Source organism: Bacillus salitolerans (assembly GCF_042680805.1).
Lineage (GTDB): Bacteria > Bacillota > Bacilli > Bacillales > SA4 > Bacillus_CJ > Bacillus_CJ salitolerans.
This window is the reverse complement of record NZ_JBHUEM010000052.1, coordinates 261,171-283,455: the sequence shown is the minus strand read 5'-3', so window position 1 is coordinate 283,455 and position 22,285 is coordinate 261,171. Positions and strand designations below refer to the sequence as shown.

Sequence of the window (22,285 nt, the reverse complement as noted above, 5' to 3'; positions counted from 1 at the left end):
AGAGATGTTGACCTCGTTCTAATACAAAATATAATCGATAATACTTATTATTTTTTAGTTGAAAACATTGTTAATTTAATTTACACAATAATATGGACTTGACTTCAAAATGTTTATTACTTCGAGGTATTCGACTTTTTCATCAGGATTCTTCTTCAAAATGTTTATTACTTCGAGGTATTCGACTTTTGGATCGCGATTCTTCTTCAAAATGTTTATTACTTCGAGGTATTCGACTTTTTCATCAGGATTCTTCTTCAAAATGTTTATTACTTCGGGTTATTCGACTTTTTCATCAGGATTCTTCTTCAAAATGTTTATTACTTCGAGTATTCGACTTTTTCATCAGGATTCTTCTTCAAAATGTTTATTACTTCGGGTTATTCGACTTTTTCATCAGGATTCTTCTTCAAATTGTTTATTACTTCGAGTATTCGACTTTTTCATCAGGATTCTTCTTCAAAATGTTTATTACTTCGAGTTATTCGACTTTTTCATCAGGATTCTTCTTCAAAATGTTTATTACTTCGAGTTATTCGACTTTTCATCAGGAATTTTCTTTAAATTAAAATAGTCAGATATAATATGCACCCCGATTATCACCCATTTTCTTCATATTTTTTTCAAGAATTCTCTGTATCCTCGTTTTAGAAACCACTATTTCACACCAATCATGAATAACATTCGTAGTTATTTTTATTTGAGGAAAAAGTAGCTTAAACTCTTTTACACTTCGCATAACTGCATCTTCAACAAGTTCTATAAAATCACAGTTCTGGCAGACACAATTATGACCCTTGACAACAACAGAAAACGACTGGCAAGCTACACAAGTAATACCCTTCTTTACCATCTCATACTCATAAGATGGTAATTGTTTGTAAGGAGAATCTATAATATGTAGTGACAATAGTTTCTCAGCTAACACTTTGTGTTTTTGATTTAATTTTGATGTAGTAGCATCGAGTTCGTTTAAATAACGATTAATTTGGGATCTGAAAATAAATGGTTTGTTTAGGGGGGATTGGTAGAGAGTAAATTCGGGGTTGATAAACACTACCGAAGCATGAATAGAACCTTTATATCCAAGATCTTGGAGTAATTGTCGAAGCAATGATTCTGTTCTATCCAATTGGATAAGCGGATTTAATATTTCAGATTTTGGGCTTTTATATAGTCGATCGGATTCGTAATAATAGTCTCCATCATAATTTTTCACTTCGAAAAGGTAGATTGAATCAGACGTAATAATGAATGAATCGATTTGAAACATCGTATTACCTGTTTTAAGTAATAAATCATTCATAATAAGGCATTCACATTTGAGATTTTGGGTCAGTCTATCGAACATTACTTCACCCTCATATCCCTTATTTAAATTGAATAGGTGCTTGGAGTCCTTTACAGACAAATTCATCCGTAAGCTTAAATACGTTAAAATTTGTAAATCTAGGGTTTCTGTTCTTTCTTTAAATACCATATTCCACATCCTTTATTTTTCATTACAAATCTATATTAGGAAAAAACACCTGATAGCAAACTACCAGGCATTTAATCTATTACACTCTTTCTAAAAACACCGCTGCACCCATACCACCGCCTACACATAACGAAGCGATTCCACGAGTTACAGAGCGTCTCTTCATTTCATAAGCAAGGCTTGCCACAATTCGGGCTCCCGTACAACCAACTGGGTGACCTAAGCTGATACCACTTCCATTTACATTTACTTTGTCGCGGTCTAATTTCAATTCTTTTTCAACAGCTAAATATTGTGCAGCAAAAGCTTCATTCACTTCAATTAAGTCAGCATCTTCTAAACGCCATCCTACTCGCTCAAGACCGCGCTCAATTGCAGGTACTGGACCTCTTCCCATAATCTTTGGGTCAACGCCAGCAACTTGGAAGCCGACGATTCGGGCAAGCGGCGTTAGACCTTTCTTCTTTGCTGTTTCCTCATCCATTAGAACGAGAGCGGCTGCTCCATCATTTAACCCGGAAGCATTTCCTGCTGTTACGGTCCCATCTTTACGAAATACGGGCTTTAACTTCGCTAAGTCTTCTCCTGTAATTTGCGGGCGAGGGTGTTCATCCTTTGAAACAACAGTCTCACCTTTTCTAGTCTTTAACGTTATCGGCAGAATTTGTTCATCGAAATATCCATTTTCAATCGCAAAGGCAGCTCGTTTATGGCTTAATAGGGCAATTTCATCTTGCTCTTCTCTAGAGATGTTATGAATGTCAGCAAGATTTTCTGCTGTTTCCCCCATCATAATATGATGAATGGGATCTTCAAGCACTTCCCATACAGAATCAGTCACTTGACTGTGCTGCATACGTGCTCCCCATCTATGCTGTTTCAAAAGGTAAGGACTTGAGCTCATGGCTTCTACACCTCCAGCAATGGCAATATCAGATAGCCCAGCCTGGATTTGGAGAGCAGCTGAAATAACAGCTTGCATGCCTGAAGCACATTGACGTTGTATCGTATATCCTGTTGTTTCGTTCGAAAGACCTGCAAGTAATGCTGCAGTTCTTGCTGTATTCGGTTGATCAGTACGCTGTATACAATGACCAAGGATAACTTCATTTACTTCATGGTTTTGAAGCTTGCTCCTAGAAACGACTTCCTGAATAACAGGAACCATTAAGTCTGTCGGTAATAAATCTTTGAATGCCCCTCCAAAATCACCAATTGGAGTTCTTACTGCTGAGGTAATTACCACGTTTCTCATGTTACTCCCCCTTTATCATCTCAAAACTAAAAAAATCACCTGTCCCCTACATTATTATTATAAAGGAGAACAGGTAATTTTTGTTTTATTTTACATCATAATTCCACCGTCAACATGAAGAACAGTACCTGTTACATAATCAGCATCGTCAGAAGCTAAATATAAATAAGCCTTCGCGATGTCTTCTGGCTTTCCAAGTCGTTGAAGTGGTACCATTGCAACCATTTGCTGAATCACTTTCTCTGGGACGGCTGCAACCATGTTTGTTTCCGTGAAGCCAGGAGCAACCGCATTGACATTTATTCCCTTGCGTCCTAACTCCTTTGCCCATGTTTTGACCATTCCAATTACGCCTGCCTTTGCCGCAGCATAATTGGTTTGGCCAACATTTCCATATACTCCTGATACAGACGAAGTCACGACAATTTTTCCTTTCCCTTGCTCAACCATATAAGGAACAACTGCCTGCGTGCAGTGAAATACACCTGTTAAGTTCACGTCTAGTACTCTCTGAAAATCCTCGGATGCCATCTTCGTTAGCATTGCATCTCTAGTAATTCCAGCATTATTGATTAATATATCAATCTTTCCATACTGCTCAACAGATTGGTTGACCATTTGATCAACACTTTCACGGTTTGCTACATTCACTTGTACAAAGGCTACATCATGTCCTTCGTTTCGAAGTTCAGCAGCTCGGATGCCACCTGTTTCTACATCATAATCTGCCATGATCACCTTTGCTCCTTCTTTCGCAAAGGTTTTCGCTGCCTCTAAGCCAATACCATTTGCAGCACCCGTTATAATCGCTACTTTATGTTCTAATCTCATTGCTTCTCCTCCACTTTCTTCTCTAAAAATACTGTAATTGCTTCAACTAATTGGTTTATATCATCGACCAATGGAGAGTGACCACAATCCTTTAGTTCAACATATGTAACATATTGTTTTGGAAGGTCACTTAAGAGTTCCTCTTGCATTTGCTTTGTAATCACAAGTTCTCGATCTCCGAATAATGCAAGAATGGGGAGGTTCAGGTTATTTACTAGATGATTCCCTTCTATAACTCCATTATGATGCTTACTAATATTGAATCTATTCAGAGCATAAAGTACATCTGCATAGTTTTGTTGCGTACACATGTCATCAATATATTCTTCATATTTTTCCGAACTTGGTTGGTTTTTATCATAAATCACTGAATTCCATACTGCCTTTAGTAAATTGGCGTCTCTATTATCATAGGCTGCTTGTATGGGGATTGTTCTAACGGCATCCATTCTAAAATCATCTTTCGTTTTTAAACGATTGGTTAAATCTATATTTCCTTCAGCATTTAAACCGTAAGCAGGGAATCCTCTTGTAGACCCTGAAGCTACTAATACTAATTTAGAGGCATAGCCTGGATTTTCAGCGATAAATTGCATAGCGACAGTACCACCTAAAGACCACCCTACAGCAGTAAAATCCTTTAGGGATAATGCATCTACAAATAGTTTCATATCATCTGAGAAATCCTTTATACTTTCAATTGGTTGTTTATAAGTAGACAAGCCAAAACCACGTAAATCAAGGGCAATAATACGGTACTCATTTGGTAAAGCATCGATCAATAAATCCCAATGTTTTGACGAAGTCATATTTCCATGAATTAAAAGTAGCGTTTTATTACCGCCCTCTCTTACTCTATAACCAAGAGTTTCACCATTTGGTAAACCTACTGTTTTTAGGTGCACAGTCATCTCTATTCCTCCCCATTCTTTAACGTAGTACTATCCCCAACGAATCGTCGTTGCTCCCCAAGCATAGCCAATGCCTGCACTTACAAGAACAATAACATCCCCTTGTTTAATTTTTCCCGCTTTTTCAGCAAGCTCTAAAGAAAGGATTTGATCCATTTGTCCCATATGACCATATTCGTTCAGATAAATAGATTGCTCCTCCGTAAGCCCAAGCTTATCTAACACATAGTCGTGGGCCGACTTTTTCATATGGAGAATGCCTAAATAGTTAATATCCTTTTCAGTTAAGTTACTTTTCTCTAACGACTTCCGAATGACCTGCAAGAAATTGGCCATCGACTTTTCCTCTAGTCGCTGCTTCATTCCTTCAGGATCTAATACATCTAGCGTATTCCGCTTATTTTTAATGGCTTCTTCTGAAATCGGTTCTTTCGTTCCACCAGCTACAACCACAACATCCTCTGAAAAAGAACCATCTGTCATAAGGTGGCTTTCTAGAAGTACATTCCTTTCAAGCCCTTTTTGAAGCAGAATAGCACCACCACCCGCTGAAAGATTATACATGAAACGGGTTCTAGGATTATCGTAATCGATAAAATCTACATTTCGATACCCACCAGCTAATAAAACGGTATGGATGGATTCATCCGCTTTCATCATATCTTTTGCAACCTTTAAGGCCATAACCGTTGTTCCGCACCTTAACGCAACATCAAATGCCCACGCATTTAGAGCACCAATTTCCTGCTGCGTTTTAATTCCAGCTGTCCATAAAGGATACTCTTTATGTTCTTCGCCAATGTAAATAATTAAATCGATGGTAAGTGGGTCGATTCCAGCTCGTTTAATGGCCTGCTTCGCTGCGTAAATTCCCATTTGGCACGTATGGTCTTCAGGACCAGGTACCGGTTTTTTAACGATACCTAGTTTCTTTTCTACCACTTCTTTTGGTATTCCAGATTTTTCAGCAATTTCATCACTTGTCATAAAGGAATTGGGTATATAAACACCTGTACTCACTATTCCTACCGCTGTCATGCGCTCACTCCCCAAGCACTCTTTTCATATACATCACCATATCTTCCATCGATTGAACGGATATTTCCTCTTCACCTTGAACATGCTTCACTTTAATACGCCATAATTTCTTTCCTGTTTCTTCTTGCACATTGATACAGGTGCAACGAACAACAAAGGATGTGATTGGATGTGCTTCTTCCATGGCATGTTCCCTCCTTACATAGAGGCATTCGCATTTCGCCTTGCTTCTTCATTTTTAGCATCATGTTTCTTACTTTGTCTTTTCGCATACCAGCCCTTTACTGTCCCAATAATTCCGGCTGGGAAAAACATGACGGCTAAAATATAGATGATTCCAAAGATGATAATCCACCTTTCAAAAATCCAATGAACCTTCGCTAAATCCTTAAGGAAATAGTGAGCAAACTCAATAATTCCAGCACCTAAAATCGCACCAACTAGCGTACCAACTCCTCCAATAATTGTCATTAACAGTGCATCTAACGTCACTTCTGTTGTAAAAACAGATGTGTTCACAAAGCGTAAGGTTAAGACGTAAAAGGAGCCTGCTAAACTTGCAAAAATACCCGCTACAATACTAGCAAACACTTTATAATGCAAAATTTTATAGCCTAATGACTCTGTTCTAGGTTCATTTTCTCTAATGGCCTGTAACACTTTTCCAACAGGAGAAGAAGTAAAGCGCCTAAGTGCCAGATATGCAATGATCATAAAGGCAAGGGTCACAAAATATAACATCATTCTATCTTTTAGGAAATCTGGTATTCCAAATGTAAAGCCATCATTTCCTTTCGTTAACGAGCGCCACTTTTGGGCACCTACTAGAAATAATCCAGCAAAAGCTAGGGTGAGCATGGCGTAGAAATGACTCTTCAGACGAAGGGATAAAATCCCAACAATATAACTAACAATGGCGGCTAGAATGACACCAACAATCATGCTAATGACTAAATAGAGTACAGTTCCGTCAAATCGGTTTAAAATAATTCCGGTTGAATAAGCACCAATCCCAAAGAACATCGCGTGTCCAAACGACACAATTCCTGTAAACCCTAATAACAAATCATAGCTCATCGCAAAAACAGCGAATATAAAGATTTGAGTAAATACGATCAAAAGTGTTCGTGAATCACTAATAAAAGGGAAAAGAATTAAAAAAACACCAATTATCAACAAGAACAAGTTAGACTTCTGCATCTTCATCATCTTCACCCCTTTACTCCAAATAATCCTTGTGGCCTAAAAATCAACACGATAATCATTAATAACATGTTAACCGCTAATGATAGCTCCGGAACGAAATATGCCATAAAAGATCCGGAGATACCCACTAAAATAGCTGCTAGTACAGACCCAGTAATGCTTCCCATTCCACCGATAACAACTACAATGAATGCTAATATTCCAAATTCCAGTCCCATTTCCGCATAGATTACACCTGAATATGGACCTAGTAATACCCCGCCTAATGCTGCAATTGCAGCTCCTACCATGAAAACGAGGGCAAATACTTTTTTAATATTAATCCCAAGCGCTTGAACCATTTCCTTATCCATAACTCCTGCACGGACAATTAGTCCAATTTTTGTTCTTGTTAAAAGTAAATGAATACCAAAGTAAATAAGAAACCCGATTGCAATAATGAATAATCGATATTTAATTAAAAGAATCTCACCGAATTCGAAGCTTCCCTTTAGCCACTCAGGCGTTGTCGCACTTAACTGGTTTGGGCCAAACACGACCTTTAATAACTCACCAAGTACAAGCATGACCCCAAGCGTAATTAAAATTTGCTGGATATGGTTGCCATACACAGGTTGAATGATAAACCTCTCAAGTAGAAGACCTAGAACAAGACCAGCAATGATTCCTAATAGAATACCGATGAAGAAATTTCCTGTTGTATTATAGGACCAAACTCCAACATATGCTCCCCATGCGAACAATGCACCGTGGGCAAAATTTAATACATCCATCAATCCGAAAATTATTGTTAAACCAGCAGCTAGTAAAAAGATCAACATACCTGTTGCAAGACCATTAACGGCTAAGTTCACTAACAATTCCATTGTGCTGCTGCCCCCTCTCTACGCAATACCTAAATACTTTCTTCGTAATGCTTCATCCTCTTTCAACACATTCATGTCACCCTCATAGGCTGTCATGCCGTCATCAATAATATAAAAACGATCACCAATCGTGCTTGCCATCATAAAGTTTTGCTCAACGAGGATAATCGTTGCTTCTTTTTTCAGCTCCATAATCGCGTTCATCACGACTTCAACCATAATCGGTGCTAAGCCCTTACTTGGTTCATCTACGAGTAATAACTCACTATTATTGATGAAGGCACGTGACATCGATAGCATTTGCTTTTGACCGCCACTAAGAGCCCCACCTCGTTTTTTCCAAAACTTCTTTAAGTCTGGAAATAATTCTAATATCCATTCCTGCCGTTTCATCGTTTGTTCGTCCTGTTTCTTCATCGCAACCTTCATATTTTCTTCAACTGTTAAATCAGCAAATATCCCTTGATTTTCAGGAACATATCCAATTCCTAGATTCGCAATTTGATAGGTTGGTAACCCTTGAATCTCTTTATCTTTAAAAGAAATCTTTCCTTTTGATGGTGCGTTTAAACCCATGATTGATCGTAAGGTCGTCGTTTTCCCCGCACCATTTCTCCCTAGCAGAACGGTTACTTCTCCTTTTTTCACTTCGAATGAAACACCTTGCAGAATATGATATTGTTCAATATATGTCTCAATAGATTCAACCTTAAGAAGCATCGTTCAAGCCCCCTAAATATGCAGTTTGTACAGTTTCATTTTCCATAATTTCCTTTGGCGTACCATCTGCTAACAGTGCTCCGTTAAACAGAACTGTAACGGTATCAGATAAATCTAGAATCATATCCATCTTGTGTTCAATTAAAATGATGGTTTTATTGTTCTCCGCCTTGATTTTCTTAATAACTTCTAAAATGGCTGGTACTTCTTCAATAGACATCCCCGCAGTTGGTTCATCTAATAAAAGCATTTCCGTATCCAACGCTAGAAGCATTGCAATTTCTAGCTTTCTTTTTTCACCATGTGCTAGGTTTTTCGCAAGCGAATACGCTTTTTTATCAAGAAGGACTGTTTTTAATAGATCATACGCTTCTTCTTCTAGACTTTTGAATGATTGAAAATGGGAAAAGAAGTTATATAGAATTCCTTTCCGTGATTGGACAGCTAACCGAACATTTTCTAGTACAGTTAGGTTTGGGAATACATTTGTGATTTGGAAGGAACGTCCTATTCCTCGTCTTGTTCTTGCTGTAGGAGATAGTTTTGTAATATTTTCACCTTTAAAAAACACCTCTCCTCTTGAAGGAGCGAGCTGTCCACTTAATAGATTAAAAAAGGTCGTTTTTCCAGCTCCATTCGGACCGATAATCGATTTAAAATGGCAAGGAGGAACCGAGAAATTTACACCATCTACCGCTGTATGTCCTCCAAAGGAAATGGTCAAATCTTTTGTTTCTACTATTTTTTCCATGGTTTTCACCTACTTAAGAGATTTACTATAAGGGTATAGAATAAGTGGATTCATTAAACTATCGGAGGTTCTTTTTGTGAATGAATGAAGGAACTTTAGCGAGACCAAAGTTCCTTCATTAGCTTTTGCTTAGTTATTACGGATTGGTGGAGCTGTCTCTTCTGGTGATAATTCACGCATTAACACAGGAACAGGATAGTCAACTCCATCAACCTTTTCTAAACGAATGGCATATAAAGTTTGTAGTGCTTGATGATCCTCAGCTCTGAATGTCATCGTACCCTTTGGTGTTTCAAAGCTCATACCTTCCATCGCACTAATTAATGCCTCTGCATCAGTGCTTCCTTCCGTTTTCTTGATGGCTTCAACGATCGCAATGGCAGCGCTCATTCCGCCTGGTGTAAATAAATCAGGGACTTCTCCATTATGGCGCTTTTTATGCTCTTCCACTAACCAATCATTAATTTCATTTGACGGAAGTGTATGATAGTAAACTGAAAAGCCTTCCATACCCACTAAAGCATTCATGGTTGTTAAAGCAGCGATATCAGGCGCACCCGTTGAGATCTTAATCCCTCTGTCTTGAACCTTCATGTCAGAGATTTGATTCCATGGTGAGTTAGCGCCTGCCCATACTACGAATAAGTAGTCTGGCTTTGCGTCGATGATTTTTTGAATGTTTGATGTAAAGTCCGTTGCAGCTGGGTCTGCAAATTCTTCGTGGATAATTTCTGACCCTAATTTCTCAGCTGCTTCTTTAAATGCAGCAATCCCGTCATGACCAAATGCAGAATCTGGAGCTAGTGTTGCAATTTTCACACCATCTCCCGCAATCGCTGCCGCTCCTGCAACCGCGTCCTGTGATGAGTTACGAGCCGTACGGAAAATATACTTATTCCATTCTGATCCTGTAATACTATCAGCTACCGCTGGTTCTACAACCATAATTTTTTCATACTCTTCAGCAAGTGGTAGAACAGCTAGTGTGTCACCTGAGCTTGAAGATCCTACTAAGAAATCTACTTCATCTTCCTCTAGTAGTTTCGTTGCTTTTTGAATTGCTACTTCTGGTTTTGTTTCAGTGTCTTCTACAATAAATTCAATCGGATGGCCGTTAACTTCCATTGTTCCACCAGTTGCATAATGAAGTCCTAATTCAAATCCGCGAATTGTTTGTTTCCCGTAAGTCTCTAAAGGACCGGTAGTCGATGCAAGTACCCCGATTTTAATTGGCTCTTTCTTTTCGTCGGTATTTGAATCTGAAGAAGAATCAGAAGTTGAATTACTATCAGTTGTAGTATCACCTGAATCATTCCCATTGTCAGTAACTGTTTCCGAACTTCCACATGCAGATAAAATAAGAAGAAATGCGAACATCAAAGCAAATAAACCATACCATTTCTTGTTACCCATGTATTATCCCCCTTTTTCATTACATCTCCATTTAAACGTGGAAACGTTAACCGTATCGTAAATGAGATTAGTTACAAATGAGTTACAAAACCGAAAAGCGGAGGCGCCTTGGTAAGCCTCGACAAGCAAATGTTCTGGCATGGAAAAAAGGTGGTCTTCCCTTTTATCCATGACAGGTTATTTGACCTCGAGAGGCTAGGCGCCGCAGCTGGACAACTAGAAAAGCGGAGGCAGGACGAATAATGAAGCCAGGCTAAGTGCGCAACGTCCTGTTGCAACGCCTGCCTGACCTACATCCTGTAGGCCTCAGACATAGCAAATGCTCTGGCATGGAAAAAAGGTGGTCTTCCCTTTTATCCATGACAGGTTATTTGACCTCGAGAGGCTAGGCGCCGCAGCTGGACAACTACAAAAGCGGAGGCGGGACGAATAATGAAGCCAGGCTAAGTGCGCAACGTCCTGTTGCAACGCCTGCCTGACCTACATCCTGTAGGCCTCAGACATAGCAAATGTTCTGGCATGGAAAAAAGGGTGGTCTTCCCTTTTATCCATGACAGGTTATTTGACCTCGAGAGGCTAGGCGCCGCAGCTGGACAACTACAAAAGCGGAGGCGGGACGAATAATGAAGCCAGGCTAAGTGCGCAACGTCCTGTTGCAACGCCTACCTGACCTACGTGCTTGTTTGTTCGCCTAACTTAATTTTGTAATCATTTCATACATTTGTCTTGTTGGTTCCATAGGGGTAACGCCAAGTTCTGATTCTAGAACATCACAGCACTTTCGGTACCATTTTATAGCATGTGGGCGATTATTCTTTTGGTAGAAGCAATACATAAGTAGCCGATACGCTTCTTCCCACGTTTGGTCTTTTTCTACTATATTTTCACACCAATGGATTGCTTCATCATACATACTTTTTTGAACGGATAATTGTGCCATTTTTTCAGCACCTCGTAAGTAATAAACAAGTAACCGTTCTCGTTCTGCAATACACCAATCGTCAAAGCGCTTTTCCGGCAAATAGTCTCCATCATATAGCTCTAAACCTTTTGTAAGAAAGCGTAGAGCTTTCTCGTTTTCTTTTTCCTTTAATCCCGCTCGTATCCACCTTTCAAATTCTTCTGCATCTAAATAAATACTTGCTTTTGGACTAATTCCATATGATTGTCCATCACGCTGAAAGAAAAATGGGGTACTTCGTGCTTTTCGGTGTGGCTCTATTGCATTATTTAATGCATTAAATGCAACCTTAAAGTCTCTTGCAGCTGAATTCTCATCAACGTCTGACCATAATAAATTTAATATGGTATCCTTTTGAATAAACCTATTTCGCTTCGTAATTAATAGTTCAAACAGTTCCCGTGCCTTTGCACGCTGCCAATCACGTTCCCGAACTTCTTTCTCACCAATCCAAACCCGCAAGCGCCCTAATGTTTGGATTCTAAGTGTGTAGCCAGGGTGACTTTCAACATCTTGAAAGCCAAGTTCATTCAATAAAGAGGTTACATATTGCCGTTGAATTCCTTGTGCTTGTGCCTCTATTAAAAGAGGGGTTATGGATTGAAGATCTCTTGGGCCAAAAATCGTACGACTCGAAAGAATAAACTCGTACCCACCAATTTGTATACCATTCAATAAGCTTGTAAAGTGCTCTTGAAATAGAGTCCACTTCTCCAGATGATAATCAAGATAGGATTTCCAAAGTAAAATTAAACTCACGCCATATTGATCACCACAAAACAGGAATTGCTCGTGTGACTTTGACAACCATACACCCGCTTCTTCTAATTTCTCTGCATAAATACATGTAACACCAATACATAATTGAATACATGCCGAAAGCCACAAGTCATTTACCCGTTCGGTTTCGAGTAGGGCTTGTTTTCCATACTCCATCGCCTTTTCGTAAGCACCCTCTGCACCATATAACATGCAAAGTCCCATTAATGGTTCTGCTTTACCTCTAGGTACATCAAGCTCTTCCATCATACTTAATGCCGTATCATAGCATTTTTTTGCTAACGTTTGATCATATCGCCCAATGAGTTGCACCGCATGACCCATTCGAATCCAGCCGCATGCTTCAACAAATGGGGCTTTGTAACGAATCCCTTCCTGAATCCCTGATTCTGCTAATTCCTTCGCTTCTTCAGCCTCACCCATGAAACAATTAATGAGAGATAATAATAAATTTGTTTCTCGGTGAGATTGCTGTAAGTGGGCATTCGTGTCATGTAATTCAAAATTCTTTTTTTGGAGTAAAATTCGTTTTGAGTCTTTTAATTGACCTGTTCGCAGCCTTAATCTAGATTCTAAGTTCCCAACATCCTCAAAATCATCAGTTTCAGTTGCTTTCTCAAACCACTTTTCAGCTTTTTTACCTTGTCCTGCATTCACTAAATTTTCTGCCATTAAATAGTAAAGCTTTGCCTTTTCAATAGTTGAAGCGTTTTCATTTTTTTCCATAATATTGATGGCCTGTTGTAAAAGACGGTCTGCCTTACCAGGTTGAATCGTATCTAAGTAGATAAATGCCTGTCCTGCTAATGCTTTATACTCCCCATATAAATCTCCAGCTTTATTCGAATACAGGGCAGCCTTTTGGTATTGTTCATCTGCTTCCTTGTATAGACACTGATAACGTAGCACTTCACCTTGATAATAATAAAGCATATAAAATTGTTGCTTTTGTAGATGAGATACCTTCATTAACCGTTCAAATAAACTTTCTAATTTTCCATTTTGAATAAGCGTTCCGCCATGCTCATTTAATAAAAAGGCAATGTCATCATAGTGTTCTAGCTTTTCTAAATGATAGATAGCTAATTCTACTAAATTTCTCTTACGATAATAAATGGATGCACGATTATGTAGTACTTTGAATTGATCTTGATTTTTTGCTAGCTGAGTTTCTAGAAACTCTTTAAATAAAGCATGATAACGATACTGATTTTCTCCAATGGACTGAAGAAATAGGTTTTTCTGAATTAACAACTCAAGCATTTCCTTCGAACCTGAAATACCTAATACTTCATTACATAAAGAAGGCGTTACTTCATCAAAAATACAGGTTTGCTCTAAAAACTGCTGAACCATAGGTGGTTGCTTTACTAACACTTCCATGGCTAAAAATTGAAATAAGTCCTCCATTGACGAATGTTTATTCGTCAACAGTCTTGATAGATCGCGGTGATGCCCTAGCTGTTGAATGATCATTTGTAGAGCTATAATCCATCCTTCTGTCAAATGGTAAATTTGTTTTATTTCTGTTGGTTCTAGTTCTAGGCTATATACATCAGTAAACCAAGCCTCAATATCTTCCATGGAGAATGTTAAATCGGATTCTTTAATTTCAAGGAGATCTCCTTTCACTTTTAAAGAACTTATGATTCCCCACTGTGGACGAGCTCTACTTAAAAACACCATTCTTAAGTTTGACGGTATATTTTCAATAAACCAGAGGACCCACTCTTCAATTTGTTGGGAATGTTGTACTAAATGAAAATCATCGATAATCATTAAAAATTCTTTATCTAGATTTACAATTTCATTTATTAGTAGAGCACTAAAACTCCTAATTTCCTCATCCCTGACATAACGGTTCATCTTGTTTAAATAGTCTACTAAATCTTCTCCAAATGTTGGGAACTGACTTTTTATAGAATGAATGAAATATGTAAGAAATGGAATGATTTCATCATCATAACCAGATAAGCTATACCAGCAATATTGTTTCTTCATGTCTGCTAAGAATGTGGAAACGGCTGTACTCTTACCATACCCTGGGCCAGAATGAACAATAGTCAAAGACGTATGAAAAATAGCCTTTAACTTTTTCGTTAAAGCAGGCCTTCGTAATATATCATCCTTAATTCCTGGTGGAGTTAGCTTAGTTTGTAAAATAAATGAAGAAGTCACACTACCACACCCTCTATTATTACTTAGAATATTTATATAATTCTATCATATTTATGTCACTTTTTGGATGATGAACAAAAGGCTCAGTGCGCCCCGTTTAGCCTCAGGCATAGCAAATGTTCCTAAATGAAAAAAAGGGCGTTTTTTCCCTTTTACTCATTTAGGGTTATTTGACCAAGGAAAAAGTGATTTTTCATTTTTCCTCGAGTAGGATGAAATGGCAAAGATCGTTTCCATTTCTTGGCTGGGTGCTGGAGCTGGATTACTAATCAGATCGAAATAAAGATGCAATCAAAACTTATAATTTCTTTTGATTCATAAAAAAAACCCACGTAAAGTGGGTTTAAAAAGAGATATCTAGCTGATCGAGTGGAAAATAGCGAAGATTCACCTTGCCAACTACTTGATTAATTTGAATAAAGCCGAAATGCCTGCTGTCAAAGCTTCCAATTCGATTGTCTCCAATAACAAATAAATGTCCTTCTGGAACGGTTTCCTCACCAGTGATTTCCTGTAATGTAAAATCAAAGGTTAGTTGGTTTTCAGTGAATAGTGATTTGTAGGGTTGTAGGAAAGGCTCCTCAAACGGCTTTCCATTAATATATAGGATATCATTCTCATAGGAAATTCGATCGCCTGGTAAACCAATGATTCGTTTGACATAATCTTCTTTTTCGTTTGCATGAAAGACAATTACATCAAATCGTTTCAATTCACCAAATTGATAACCAATTTTATTTATGACAAGTAAATTTCCTTCTTGTAGGGTTGGGGACATAGACTGACCTTCTACGATATAGCTTGAAAAGAAAAAGGAACGGACAGTAAATGCGAGTATGAGACCTAGACCAATTGCTTTCATCCAACTAAAACCATTCCTGTCCTGTTTCTTTTTCATCGTTTTTCCTCTCCCTTGTTCATTTTTGTTCTCGCATTTAAATATAGCTCTACTCGCTTTCCGACATACCACAATACCAAAATAATAAAAGCTACAATGGCACTACGTATAGGCTGTTGTATTAATGATTTGAGATCATACCCAATAAAACTTATGATAAAAATCATGACCATTTTCCCAGTTAGCACAGCTAAAATAAACTGGTACATGCTTACCCTAGAGAGCCCCGCAACGACATTGATAATGGCAGAGGGAGAAAACGGAAAGCATAATAATAGAAACAGTGGGCCAAACCCATGTCGCTCTACCCAGATTGTCAGTTTACGAACCTGTTTGTTCTTGCTTAAAAACTGAAAAAAACGTTTTTGACCTAATCTCCGAACAATGGAGAAAACAAGGATTGCTCCTAAACATGCCCCAATCCATGAATATAAAAACCCTAACCATAATCCGAATGCAGCAGCATTTGCTACCACAAAGATGAACAAAGGGAGAAAGGGAAAAATGGCTTCTAACATCGGGAGAAAAATACCCGGTAAAGGTCCTAAGTCTCGGTACTCATCCATCAGTTCTTGAACGTGTTCTAATGTAAAATAATGTTGTATTGATTGCCAGAATTGTTGTAATGACTCTACATCCATGAACGAGCTCCCCTAGCCTGAATCTTATAATACAATTATTGTACAACAATAATTAGACAATACAAAAATTCTTTTATAGATAGTTGTCAAACCAGTTCACAATATGGTTTAAACGATGAAGCCGTAAGGATAGATCACCGCTACGGGAAAGCTCATGATTTGCTTCTGGGAAACGAACGAGCTTCGTCTGCTTCTTTTGATGCTTTAAAGATACATATAATTGTTCTGCTTGCTCAATTGGACAACGATAATCCTTTTCACTATGCAGAATTAACAGTGGAGTCCTCATGTTATCTATGTATTTTAATGGTGAGACATTCCACAACTTTTCCACATCAAATGCTTCTCCTCTAAGTACTTCCCACTGCGTAAAGAAGTAACCGATATCACTCACCCCATAAAAGCTAATCCAATTACAAATACTTCGCTGGGTAACAGCCGCTTTAAAGCGATCTGTGTGTCCAACAATCCAGTTTGTCATAAATCCACCATAGCTTCCACCGGTTACACCAAGGCGCGCTTCGTCAATAAAGTCATAATTCTCTAGTACATAGTCTACAGCAGACATGATATCTAGATAATCCTTTCCGCCATAGTCACCTCGAACGGCGTCGACAAACGTCTGTCCGTAGCCGTGGCTCCCCCTTGGATTCGTAAATAACACAGCAAAGCCCTTTGCTGCTAGCACTTGAAACTCATGGAAATAGCTATTCGCGTACATCATATGTGGTCCACCGTGTATCTCGACAACAAGTGGTACTTTCTTGCCTTCCTTTAAGCCAACTGGTTTCATGATCCAGCCGTGAATGTCCCACCCATCTTGTGCTTTAAAGCGGAATGCTTCTGCTGCTACTATGTCTATGCCTTCTAAGAATACTTTATTTACATTTGTCAGCTGCTTTTTCTCTCCTGTATGTAAATCAAACATAAAGAGTTCACCAGGTTGCACGTGTGTACTAATACCTGCAATCACCTTATGTTTATGAACATCGACAGTGAAGCTATAGACATGCTGATCGTCGAGGATAACCGGATACATCAACCCCTCAATATCACCATAATAGACAGCTGTACTACCCTGATCACTGGCAATAAAATAAAAGCCTGTACTATCTAACGTCCATACTAATCCTCTGTCACTACCACTTTGCTGAAAGTCACCAATTGCCACATCACCAATATGAACATCTAAATTTTCAGTTAAACATGTAAGCTCCGATTTCTGAAGGTCATACAACCAAATTCTAGATAGTGTTGCAGACAAATACTCCTTTTCATGTCCAATAAAAGCAAGATAGGTTCCATCAGGTGACCAACTTGCCTGACTATACTGTCCATTGGAGCTTGTAATTCGTTCCATGTTTTTATTTTCTAAATTTACTATATACACATCCGTAATCAGCTCATACTCGGCTTCATCAGAAGGATTTGCGAATAAGACGACATTTTTACCATCAGGAGAAAAGCAGCCTATCGAATAATTTACGTCATCTGTTGTTAACGGTTCGTATTTATTTGTATGAATATCTACAAGTGCAGCCTTTGAATACTTATGATCAAAGAAGCCACTAGCATCCGACTTGTAGGCGAGCTTTTCAACAACCATAGGCTCTAATTGTTCACTTTTAGCTTCAGACTTTACTTCTTCATTCTCAGAACTAAGCAAATGCGAAATAAGTAGCTGCTTACTATTTGGTGACCATCCAAACTGACTTACTCCATTTGGTGTATCTGTTACTTGTCTTGGTTCACCACCAGAAGCACTCATAACAAATACTTGCTGCTTCTCGGAGCGATTAGATAAGAACGCAATCCATTTTCCATCAGGTGACCATGCAGGATTCACATCACGTACCTTCCCAAAAGTCCATTGCCTAATTTGATCACCGTCATTATTACCTACAAAGAGATGAGAGTAATATTTTTTCTCTTCCTCGTCCATGACAGTTTCCACGAATAAAAAATTCTCTCCGCTTGGAGAATACAACGGGCAATTAACGGACTTTAGTTTAAATAGATCCTCTGGTTTTATTCCTCTTTTTTTGATCATACTTAGATACACATCCTTCACACCTGTGTTTTTATAATATTTCGACAATAGAAATACTATCTCCTTCTTTGCATCGTTAGTACTTTGGACTTCTATGAGGTTTACGTTTGAGACTCATGTTTATTAGTTGGAATAATTGAAACTTTCCGCCTTCTAAGAAAAAGATATTTCCACTTGCAATTATCCTGTTCGTTCAATATGATAGAAGTACGAACAAACGTTCTAATGAGGGAGTGACCTACTTTGACACGCATACCTGACGAAGATCGTAATTTGTTAGAACAATCACTTTTTCTACCTATGACTTTGACTGTCTTTCAGCGAGATTTACAAATTATTGAAAAAGCACCCTTTAAGTTAAAGCAGCCTTATTTACGGTGTATTGAGGAATCTATGAATCATATTCAAAGGGATTTAGCAATAATTAAGCATGAAATGAAAAAGAAAAAGCTGAAAGCACAGCAGCTACAAAGAGATGATACATTTACGACTTTCCTTTTTGTCTATAAAGGCTACGAGGAACAGCATAATTACTTTAATCCAAGAATTCGTAATTGTGTTCAATCAATAATGGAAAAGTACTTATTACAAACAAGAGCATAGATGTAACTACTGCTTCTGTAAACGATGGTGCGATGAGGTTAAGAAAGACACTCTTCTTGTTTCTGGTTCTATTCGACTTGATAATGTAGCTCGTAATTGTGCTGTTCGGTACAACTGATTTTCTAGTGAACCTTTTGAAATGGATAAATCAATCAATTCGTGATTGGAAAATTGAAGTGTAGTTTGATGTTCTGTAGCTTTAATGGATTTTACATAAGCATGTGAGATCCATGCGCATTGCTCCCTGCTTGGGGATAATGTGGGGAAGAAATAAATGTAGTTGGATGGATCAATAACGATGGGCGCCTTATGGGTAATACCCATGATTTCACGTGTACCCTCTCTACGGCCTTGAAGACTACTTCCAAAAAAACGGCAGCTTCTATCCATAATTTCAATTGGCTTCATTGCGACAATATAGCTCGTCTCAATCTCCATTATCCTTGAGTATAGACCTCTTTCTGTCACCTCTGGCAAAACAGCCATTGTGTACGGACTAATTTCATATTCTTTCAAAACGGTCTCTTTCAAACAATCACACTCCTTTACTATTTTTCCATTTCATAATAAGACAAAGTGAGGCGAAATAAAAGAGAAAAGTGGAAAAATTCACAAAACATTTAAGAAACACTTGGCGAGTGCCGAGTGTTTCTTATGCTGTATCCTAGTTAATAAGTAGCATCGACTTCCCAATTTGCTAAAAAAGTGACTCCCCAATTATTGGAGAATCACTTTTTTAGCAAGTACATAATATACTTAAGAATTATTGTATACTTGCTGTATTTCCTTTTCAGCTATATACTCATTACCCTCTTCTACTGAAATATGCTCATCTACTGAGTCACCAAGGTTCGAACCACTGAAATGATTAAACCCCGCAGTTACAGTCATTTGAGGATTTAGTGGTGTACCAAAAGGGATTTCGTTTTTTTTCGTATATCCATGATGATTTTCTGTCATGGGTTACCCACCTCCATCTTATTATAGTGTGTACCTTCATAGAATGTATTATCCGTCATATTTATTTTTATTCACCTTTTTTACTATTTAGTTAATTTCTTAAATATTCAGAAAACAATTGAAAAGAATGTACTTCTTCGTTATAATTGAATAAATATATGAAACAAATGCCCGATGATAACGATGTTTTACATTCTTACCTCAGGAGTGAGCATCATGAAAAAAGGAAAATCCTATACTGAATTGATGAAATCTGCTGCAAGAAAGAGACTAGAGGTTCAGGAAAGTCGAAATTTTTATGTAGACATGATTCTTGATGAAATCATCTTTAATTCAAAAGCCAAAAAACTAAATAAAGAAATAGATGTAGCACTAGATAATCGAGACCTGAAAACATTTTATAAGCTATCAAACGAATATAAACAGCTCATGAAACATGCCTAGAACAATAAGGTCTCTCCATAAGATAACCCATCCTATCAACATTTTATGAAGGGTTCCAAACATAAAAATAAGCTAGCCTATTAAGGCTAGCTTATTTTTATTCATGTTGCTCAGAAATGTTGGCAGGTGCCTGGATTGTCTTATTTACTTGCTCACTTTGAGCAGGTGCTTTTTTCGTTATGTTATTTATAATTTGCTCTAAATCAATTCCCGACACATCTTTAATCATGTTTGGTGCAGTTGCCATAAGCTGTGTAACGTAGTTACTTACACGGTTGGCACCGTCACCATTCCCTGTATCGACAACCGTAATTTTATCAATATTACCAAGTGGTGCAGCGATTTTCTCTGCCATTTCAGGAAGCATTTTCGCAAGGATATCAAGAATCGCAGCCTCTCCGTAGTTCTTATAGGCTTCAGCAAGCTTTTCCTTTGCTTCAGCTTCTGCAAGACCTTGCAAGCGAATAACCTCTGCTTTTGCACTACCTTGGGCACGTTCAGCTTCTGCACTTGCTTTAGCTTCAGCTTCAATTCTATACTGAACAGCATCTGCTTCACGCATTCTCTTCGCTTTCTCTGCTTCAGCTGATTGCTCAACCGAATAACGATCTGCATCTGCTTTCTTTCTAACTTCCGCATCATACTGCTTTTCACGACGCAAAATTTCTTTTTCTTCTAAATCAATTTGGCGTTCCTTACGAACAATTTCTACCTTCATACTTTCTTGAACTGCTTGTTGCTGTGCTTTGGCTTCAGCAATTTGATACGCTTGATCTGCTTCTGCTTTTGCTGTGTCTTGCTCTCTCTTGTACGCTGCTACCTTTAATTCTTTATCTTTTGTTGCTTCAGCGATAGACGTATCTCTGATTAATTCAGCACGTTGGCCTTCTTCTTCTGCTGCCGCTTTTTTAATACGTGAATCTCTTACTGCCTCTGCTTCTGCAATTTCTGCATCTCTCTTAACAGCTGCAATTCTTGGTCGCCCTAGTGAATCTAGGTAACCGTGTTTATCTCGAACATCTTTGATGGTAAAGGAAACAATTTGCAGACCCATTTTCTTTAAGTCTCTAGCTGCAACGCCTTGAACTTCTTGTGCGAAGCGATCCCGGTTACGATATACTTCTTCTACCGTCATGGAGCCAAGAATCGAGCGTAAATGCCCTTCCAACACTTCTTGTGCTTCACTTCTTAAATCTTCAATCGGTTTCCCTAAAAATTGTTCAGCTGCTGTTGCAATTTCTTCAACAGATCCCCCAATTTTTATAATGGCAACTCCATCAGCCATAACGGGTACACCTTGTTCTGTGTATACTTCTGGGGTTGTAATATCTAACTTATGAGATAATAATGAGATGAACTCTGCCCTTTGAAAGATTGGCAGAATAAAAGCTCCTCCGCCACGGACAATCTTAATTTTTCGTCCTGATTCATCGGAAAGCACATTTTTTGTACCAAGGAAAGAACCTGTTACAATCATTGCTTCATCTGAACTTACCGTTTTGTATCTTGCCCAAAAAGCAAGACCAAGCACTAAAAATACACCTATAACGATTGCTGGAATTAACATGTATGATTCCATTTCTCCACTCCTCTACTCCTTTTTTATCTATAATTGGTCATAAGGGGATACTAATAACGTATCATCACTTATCTCAATTATTAATACCTTTGTACCGGTAGCAATCTCTACTTGATCAAAGCTTGCCGCAATTTGATTAGATGAGCTCCCACCAATTGAAAGCATTACTTCACCATACCCATTTATTGGAATAGGCACAGAAACCTCCCCGACCTTACCAACTAGATCTTGCATGGAGAATCCAGTTGAATTTTCGGTATTTTCCATCGGTTTGACATAAAAAAAATAGAATGCTGCACTTAATACGATTGCTACTCCAAATGACAGAAAAAGAACAAGTAGCTTTGGAATATTTGTATAAGAAGTAAGTATTATTCCAGCTCCACCAAATGCCGTTAGACCACTCATTATGACCGTTGTTTGAAAAATACCCGGTAGATCAAACGTCAATGCATCAAGCACATTTTCCAAAGCATTTCCAAGAAAGTCATCGAAAATAACAGTCAATAATGTAAAGAGAATACCAGTAATAAGACATCCCCAATAAAACTCAAGCATCGCATGCACCTCCTCGTGGCCACAATAGTAATACGGTTTATAAATGGGAAAAGTTTCACACTATTCTTATTTTACATGAGAAACGAGGTTAGAAAAGGGTTTTTTGTAAATTGGTAGAAAATATCCAATTCAAAAAGGAGCATGCGCTCATGCTCCTTCATG

21 protein-coding genes are annotated in these 22,285 nt (G+C 38.2%); 2 read left to right on the top strand and 19 right to left on the bottom strand.

From position 1 onward, the window contains the following. Nucleotides 1-574: 574 nt before the first annotated feature. The 15 genes from ACFSCX_RS21860 to ACFSCX_RS21790 form a co-directional block, all read right to left on the bottom strand. A complete protein-coding gene (locus ACFSCX_RS21860) occupies nucleotides 575-1,480 on the bottom strand; it encodes a nuclease-related domain-containing protein (RefSeq protein WP_377930383.1) in 906 nt (301 codons plus the stop codon). Nucleotides 1,481-1,559: 79 nt separating this feature from the next. Continuing rightward, entirely contained in the window at nucleotides 1,560-2,735 is a 1,176-nt protein-coding gene (locus ACFSCX_RS21855; RefSeq protein ID WP_377930382.1) for a thiolase family protein, read from the bottom strand. A 90-nt stretch (nucleotides 2,736-2,825) separates the two neighbouring features. Next, nucleotides 2,826-3,566 (bottom strand): 3-oxoacyl-ACP reductase FabG, encoded by a 741-nt coding sequence (gene fabG / locus ACFSCX_RS21850; RefSeq protein ID WP_377930381.1) that lies wholly within the window; start codon nucleotides 3,564-3,566, stop codon nucleotides 2,826-2,828. Continuing rightward, nucleotides 3,563-4,477, bottom strand: a complete 915-nt coding sequence (gene phaZ, locus ACFSCX_RS21845) for an intracellular short-chain-length polyhydroxyalkanoate depolymerase (RefSeq protein ID WP_377930380.1) — start codon at nucleotides 4,475-4,477, stop codon at nucleotides 3,563-3,565. The genes fabG and phaZ overlap by 4 nt, the downstream gene beginning before the upstream one ends. A gap of 30 nt (nucleotides 4,478-4,507) precedes the next feature. Further along, nucleotides 4,508-5,515 carry a 3-oxoacyl-ACP synthase gene (locus tag ACFSCX_RS21840; protein WP_377930379.1) on the bottom strand — a complete coding sequence of 336 codons (1,008 nt, stop codon included), beginning with the start codon at nucleotides 5,513-5,515 and terminating at the stop codon, nucleotides 4,508-4,510. 4 nt (nucleotides 5,516-5,519) lie between these two features. Next, on the bottom strand, nucleotides 5,520-5,699 hold the full coding sequence (locus ACFSCX_RS21835) for a hypothetical protein (protein ID WP_377930378.1): 180 nt from the start codon (nucleotides 5,697-5,699) through the stop codon (nucleotides 5,520-5,522). A gap of 14 nt (nucleotides 5,700-5,713) precedes the next feature. Further along, entirely contained in the window at nucleotides 5,714-6,724 is a 1,011-nt protein-coding gene (locus ACFSCX_RS21830; protein WP_377930396.1) for a branched-chain amino acid ABC transporter permease, read from the bottom strand. Between the two features lie 2 nt (nucleotides 6,725-6,726). Further along, nucleotides 6,727-7,587: a branched-chain amino acid ABC transporter permease gene (locus ACFSCX_RS21825; RefSeq protein ID WP_377930377.1), complete on the bottom strand. Its 861-nt coding sequence runs from the start codon at nucleotides 7,585-7,587 to the stop codon at nucleotides 6,727-6,729. Nucleotides 7,588-7,605: 18 nt separating this feature from the next. After that, nucleotides 7,606-8,307, bottom strand: a complete 702-nt coding sequence (locus ACFSCX_RS21820; RefSeq protein WP_377930376.1) for an ABC transporter ATP-binding protein — start codon at nucleotides 8,305-8,307, stop codon at nucleotides 7,606-7,608. Beyond that, a complete protein-coding gene (locus ACFSCX_RS21815) occupies nucleotides 8,297-9,058 on the bottom strand; it encodes an ABC transporter ATP-binding protein (protein ID WP_377930375.1) in 762 nt (253 codons plus the stop codon). Before ACFSCX_RS21815 ends, ACFSCX_RS21820 begins: the two co-directional genes overlap by 11 nt. A 129-nt stretch (nucleotides 9,059-9,187) precedes the next feature. Further along, complete coding sequence (locus ACFSCX_RS21810; protein ID WP_377930374.1) at nucleotides 9,188-10,471, bottom strand: substrate-binding domain-containing protein; 1,284 nt, start codon at nucleotides 10,469-10,471, stop codon at nucleotides 9,188-9,190. 691 nt (nucleotides 10,472-11,162) lie between these two features. Further along, complete coding sequence (locus ACFSCX_RS21805) at nucleotides 11,163-14,390, bottom strand: winged helix-turn-helix domain-containing protein (RefSeq protein WP_377930373.1); 3,228 nt, start codon at nucleotides 14,388-14,390, stop codon at nucleotides 11,163-11,165. A 343-nt stretch (nucleotides 14,391-14,733) separates the two neighbouring features. Beyond that, a complete protein-coding gene (gene lepB / locus ACFSCX_RS21800) occupies nucleotides 14,734-15,288 on the bottom strand; it encodes a signal peptidase I (RefSeq protein WP_377930372.1) in 555 nt (184 codons plus the stop codon). Next, entirely contained in the window at nucleotides 15,285-15,929 is a 645-nt protein-coding gene (locus ACFSCX_RS21795; RefSeq protein WP_377930371.1) for a TVP38/TMEM64 family protein, read from the bottom strand. The genes lepB and ACFSCX_RS21795 overlap by 4 nt, the downstream gene beginning before the upstream one ends. Before the next feature lie 73 nt (nucleotides 15,930-16,002). Then, the gene (locus tag ACFSCX_RS21790; protein WP_377930395.1) at nucleotides 16,003-17,979 is read right to left on the bottom strand and encodes a S9 family peptidase; all 1,977 of its coding nucleotides are present in this window, start codon (nucleotides 17,977-17,979) and stop codon (nucleotides 16,003-16,005) included. A gap of 243 nt (nucleotides 17,980-18,222) precedes the next feature. Between ACFSCX_RS21790 and ACFSCX_RS21785 the strand changes: the two genes are divergently transcribed. Beyond that, nucleotides 18,223-18,582: a YhjD family protein gene (locus ACFSCX_RS21785; RefSeq protein WP_377930370.1), complete on the top strand. Its 360-nt coding sequence runs from the start codon at nucleotides 18,223-18,225 to the stop codon at nucleotides 18,580-18,582. A gap of 6 nt (nucleotides 18,583-18,588) precedes the next feature. On the opposite strand, the gene ACFSCX_RS21780 is transcribed toward ACFSCX_RS21785, so the two are convergent. Further along, complete coding sequence (locus tag ACFSCX_RS21780) at nucleotides 18,589-19,113, bottom strand: competence protein ComK (RefSeq protein ID WP_377930369.1); 525 nt, start codon at nucleotides 19,111-19,113, stop codon at nucleotides 18,589-18,591. 225 nt (nucleotides 19,114-19,338) lie between these two features. Further along, the gene (locus tag ACFSCX_RS21775) at nucleotides 19,339-19,542 is read right to left on the bottom strand and encodes a hypothetical protein (protein WP_377930368.1); all 204 of its coding nucleotides are present in this window, start codon (nucleotides 19,540-19,542) and stop codon (nucleotides 19,339-19,341) included. A 216-nt stretch (nucleotides 19,543-19,758) separates the two neighbouring features. Between ACFSCX_RS21775 and ACFSCX_RS21770 the strand changes: the two genes are divergently transcribed. Continuing rightward, nucleotides 19,759-19,986: an IDEAL domain-containing protein gene (locus tag ACFSCX_RS21770; protein WP_377930367.1), complete on the top strand. Its 228-nt coding sequence runs from the start codon at nucleotides 19,759-19,761 to the stop codon at nucleotides 19,984-19,986. A 97-nt stretch (nucleotides 19,987-20,083) separates the two neighbouring features. Here the strand turns inward: ACFSCX_RS21770 and ACFSCX_RS21765 are convergent, their stop codons facing one another. Together ACFSCX_RS21765 and ACFSCX_RS21760 are read right to left on the bottom strand one after the other, a co-directional pair. After that, nucleotides 20,084-21,565, bottom strand: a complete 1,482-nt coding sequence (locus tag ACFSCX_RS21765) for a flotillin family protein (protein ID WP_377930366.1) — start codon at nucleotides 21,563-21,565, stop codon at nucleotides 20,084-20,086. 27 nt (nucleotides 21,566-21,592) lie between these two features. Next, on the bottom strand, nucleotides 21,593-22,123 hold the full coding sequence (locus ACFSCX_RS21760) for an NfeD family protein (protein ID WP_377930364.1): 531 nt from the start codon (nucleotides 22,121-22,123) through the stop codon (nucleotides 21,593-21,595). Between the last annotated feature and the right edge of the window lie 162 nt (nucleotides 22,124-22,285).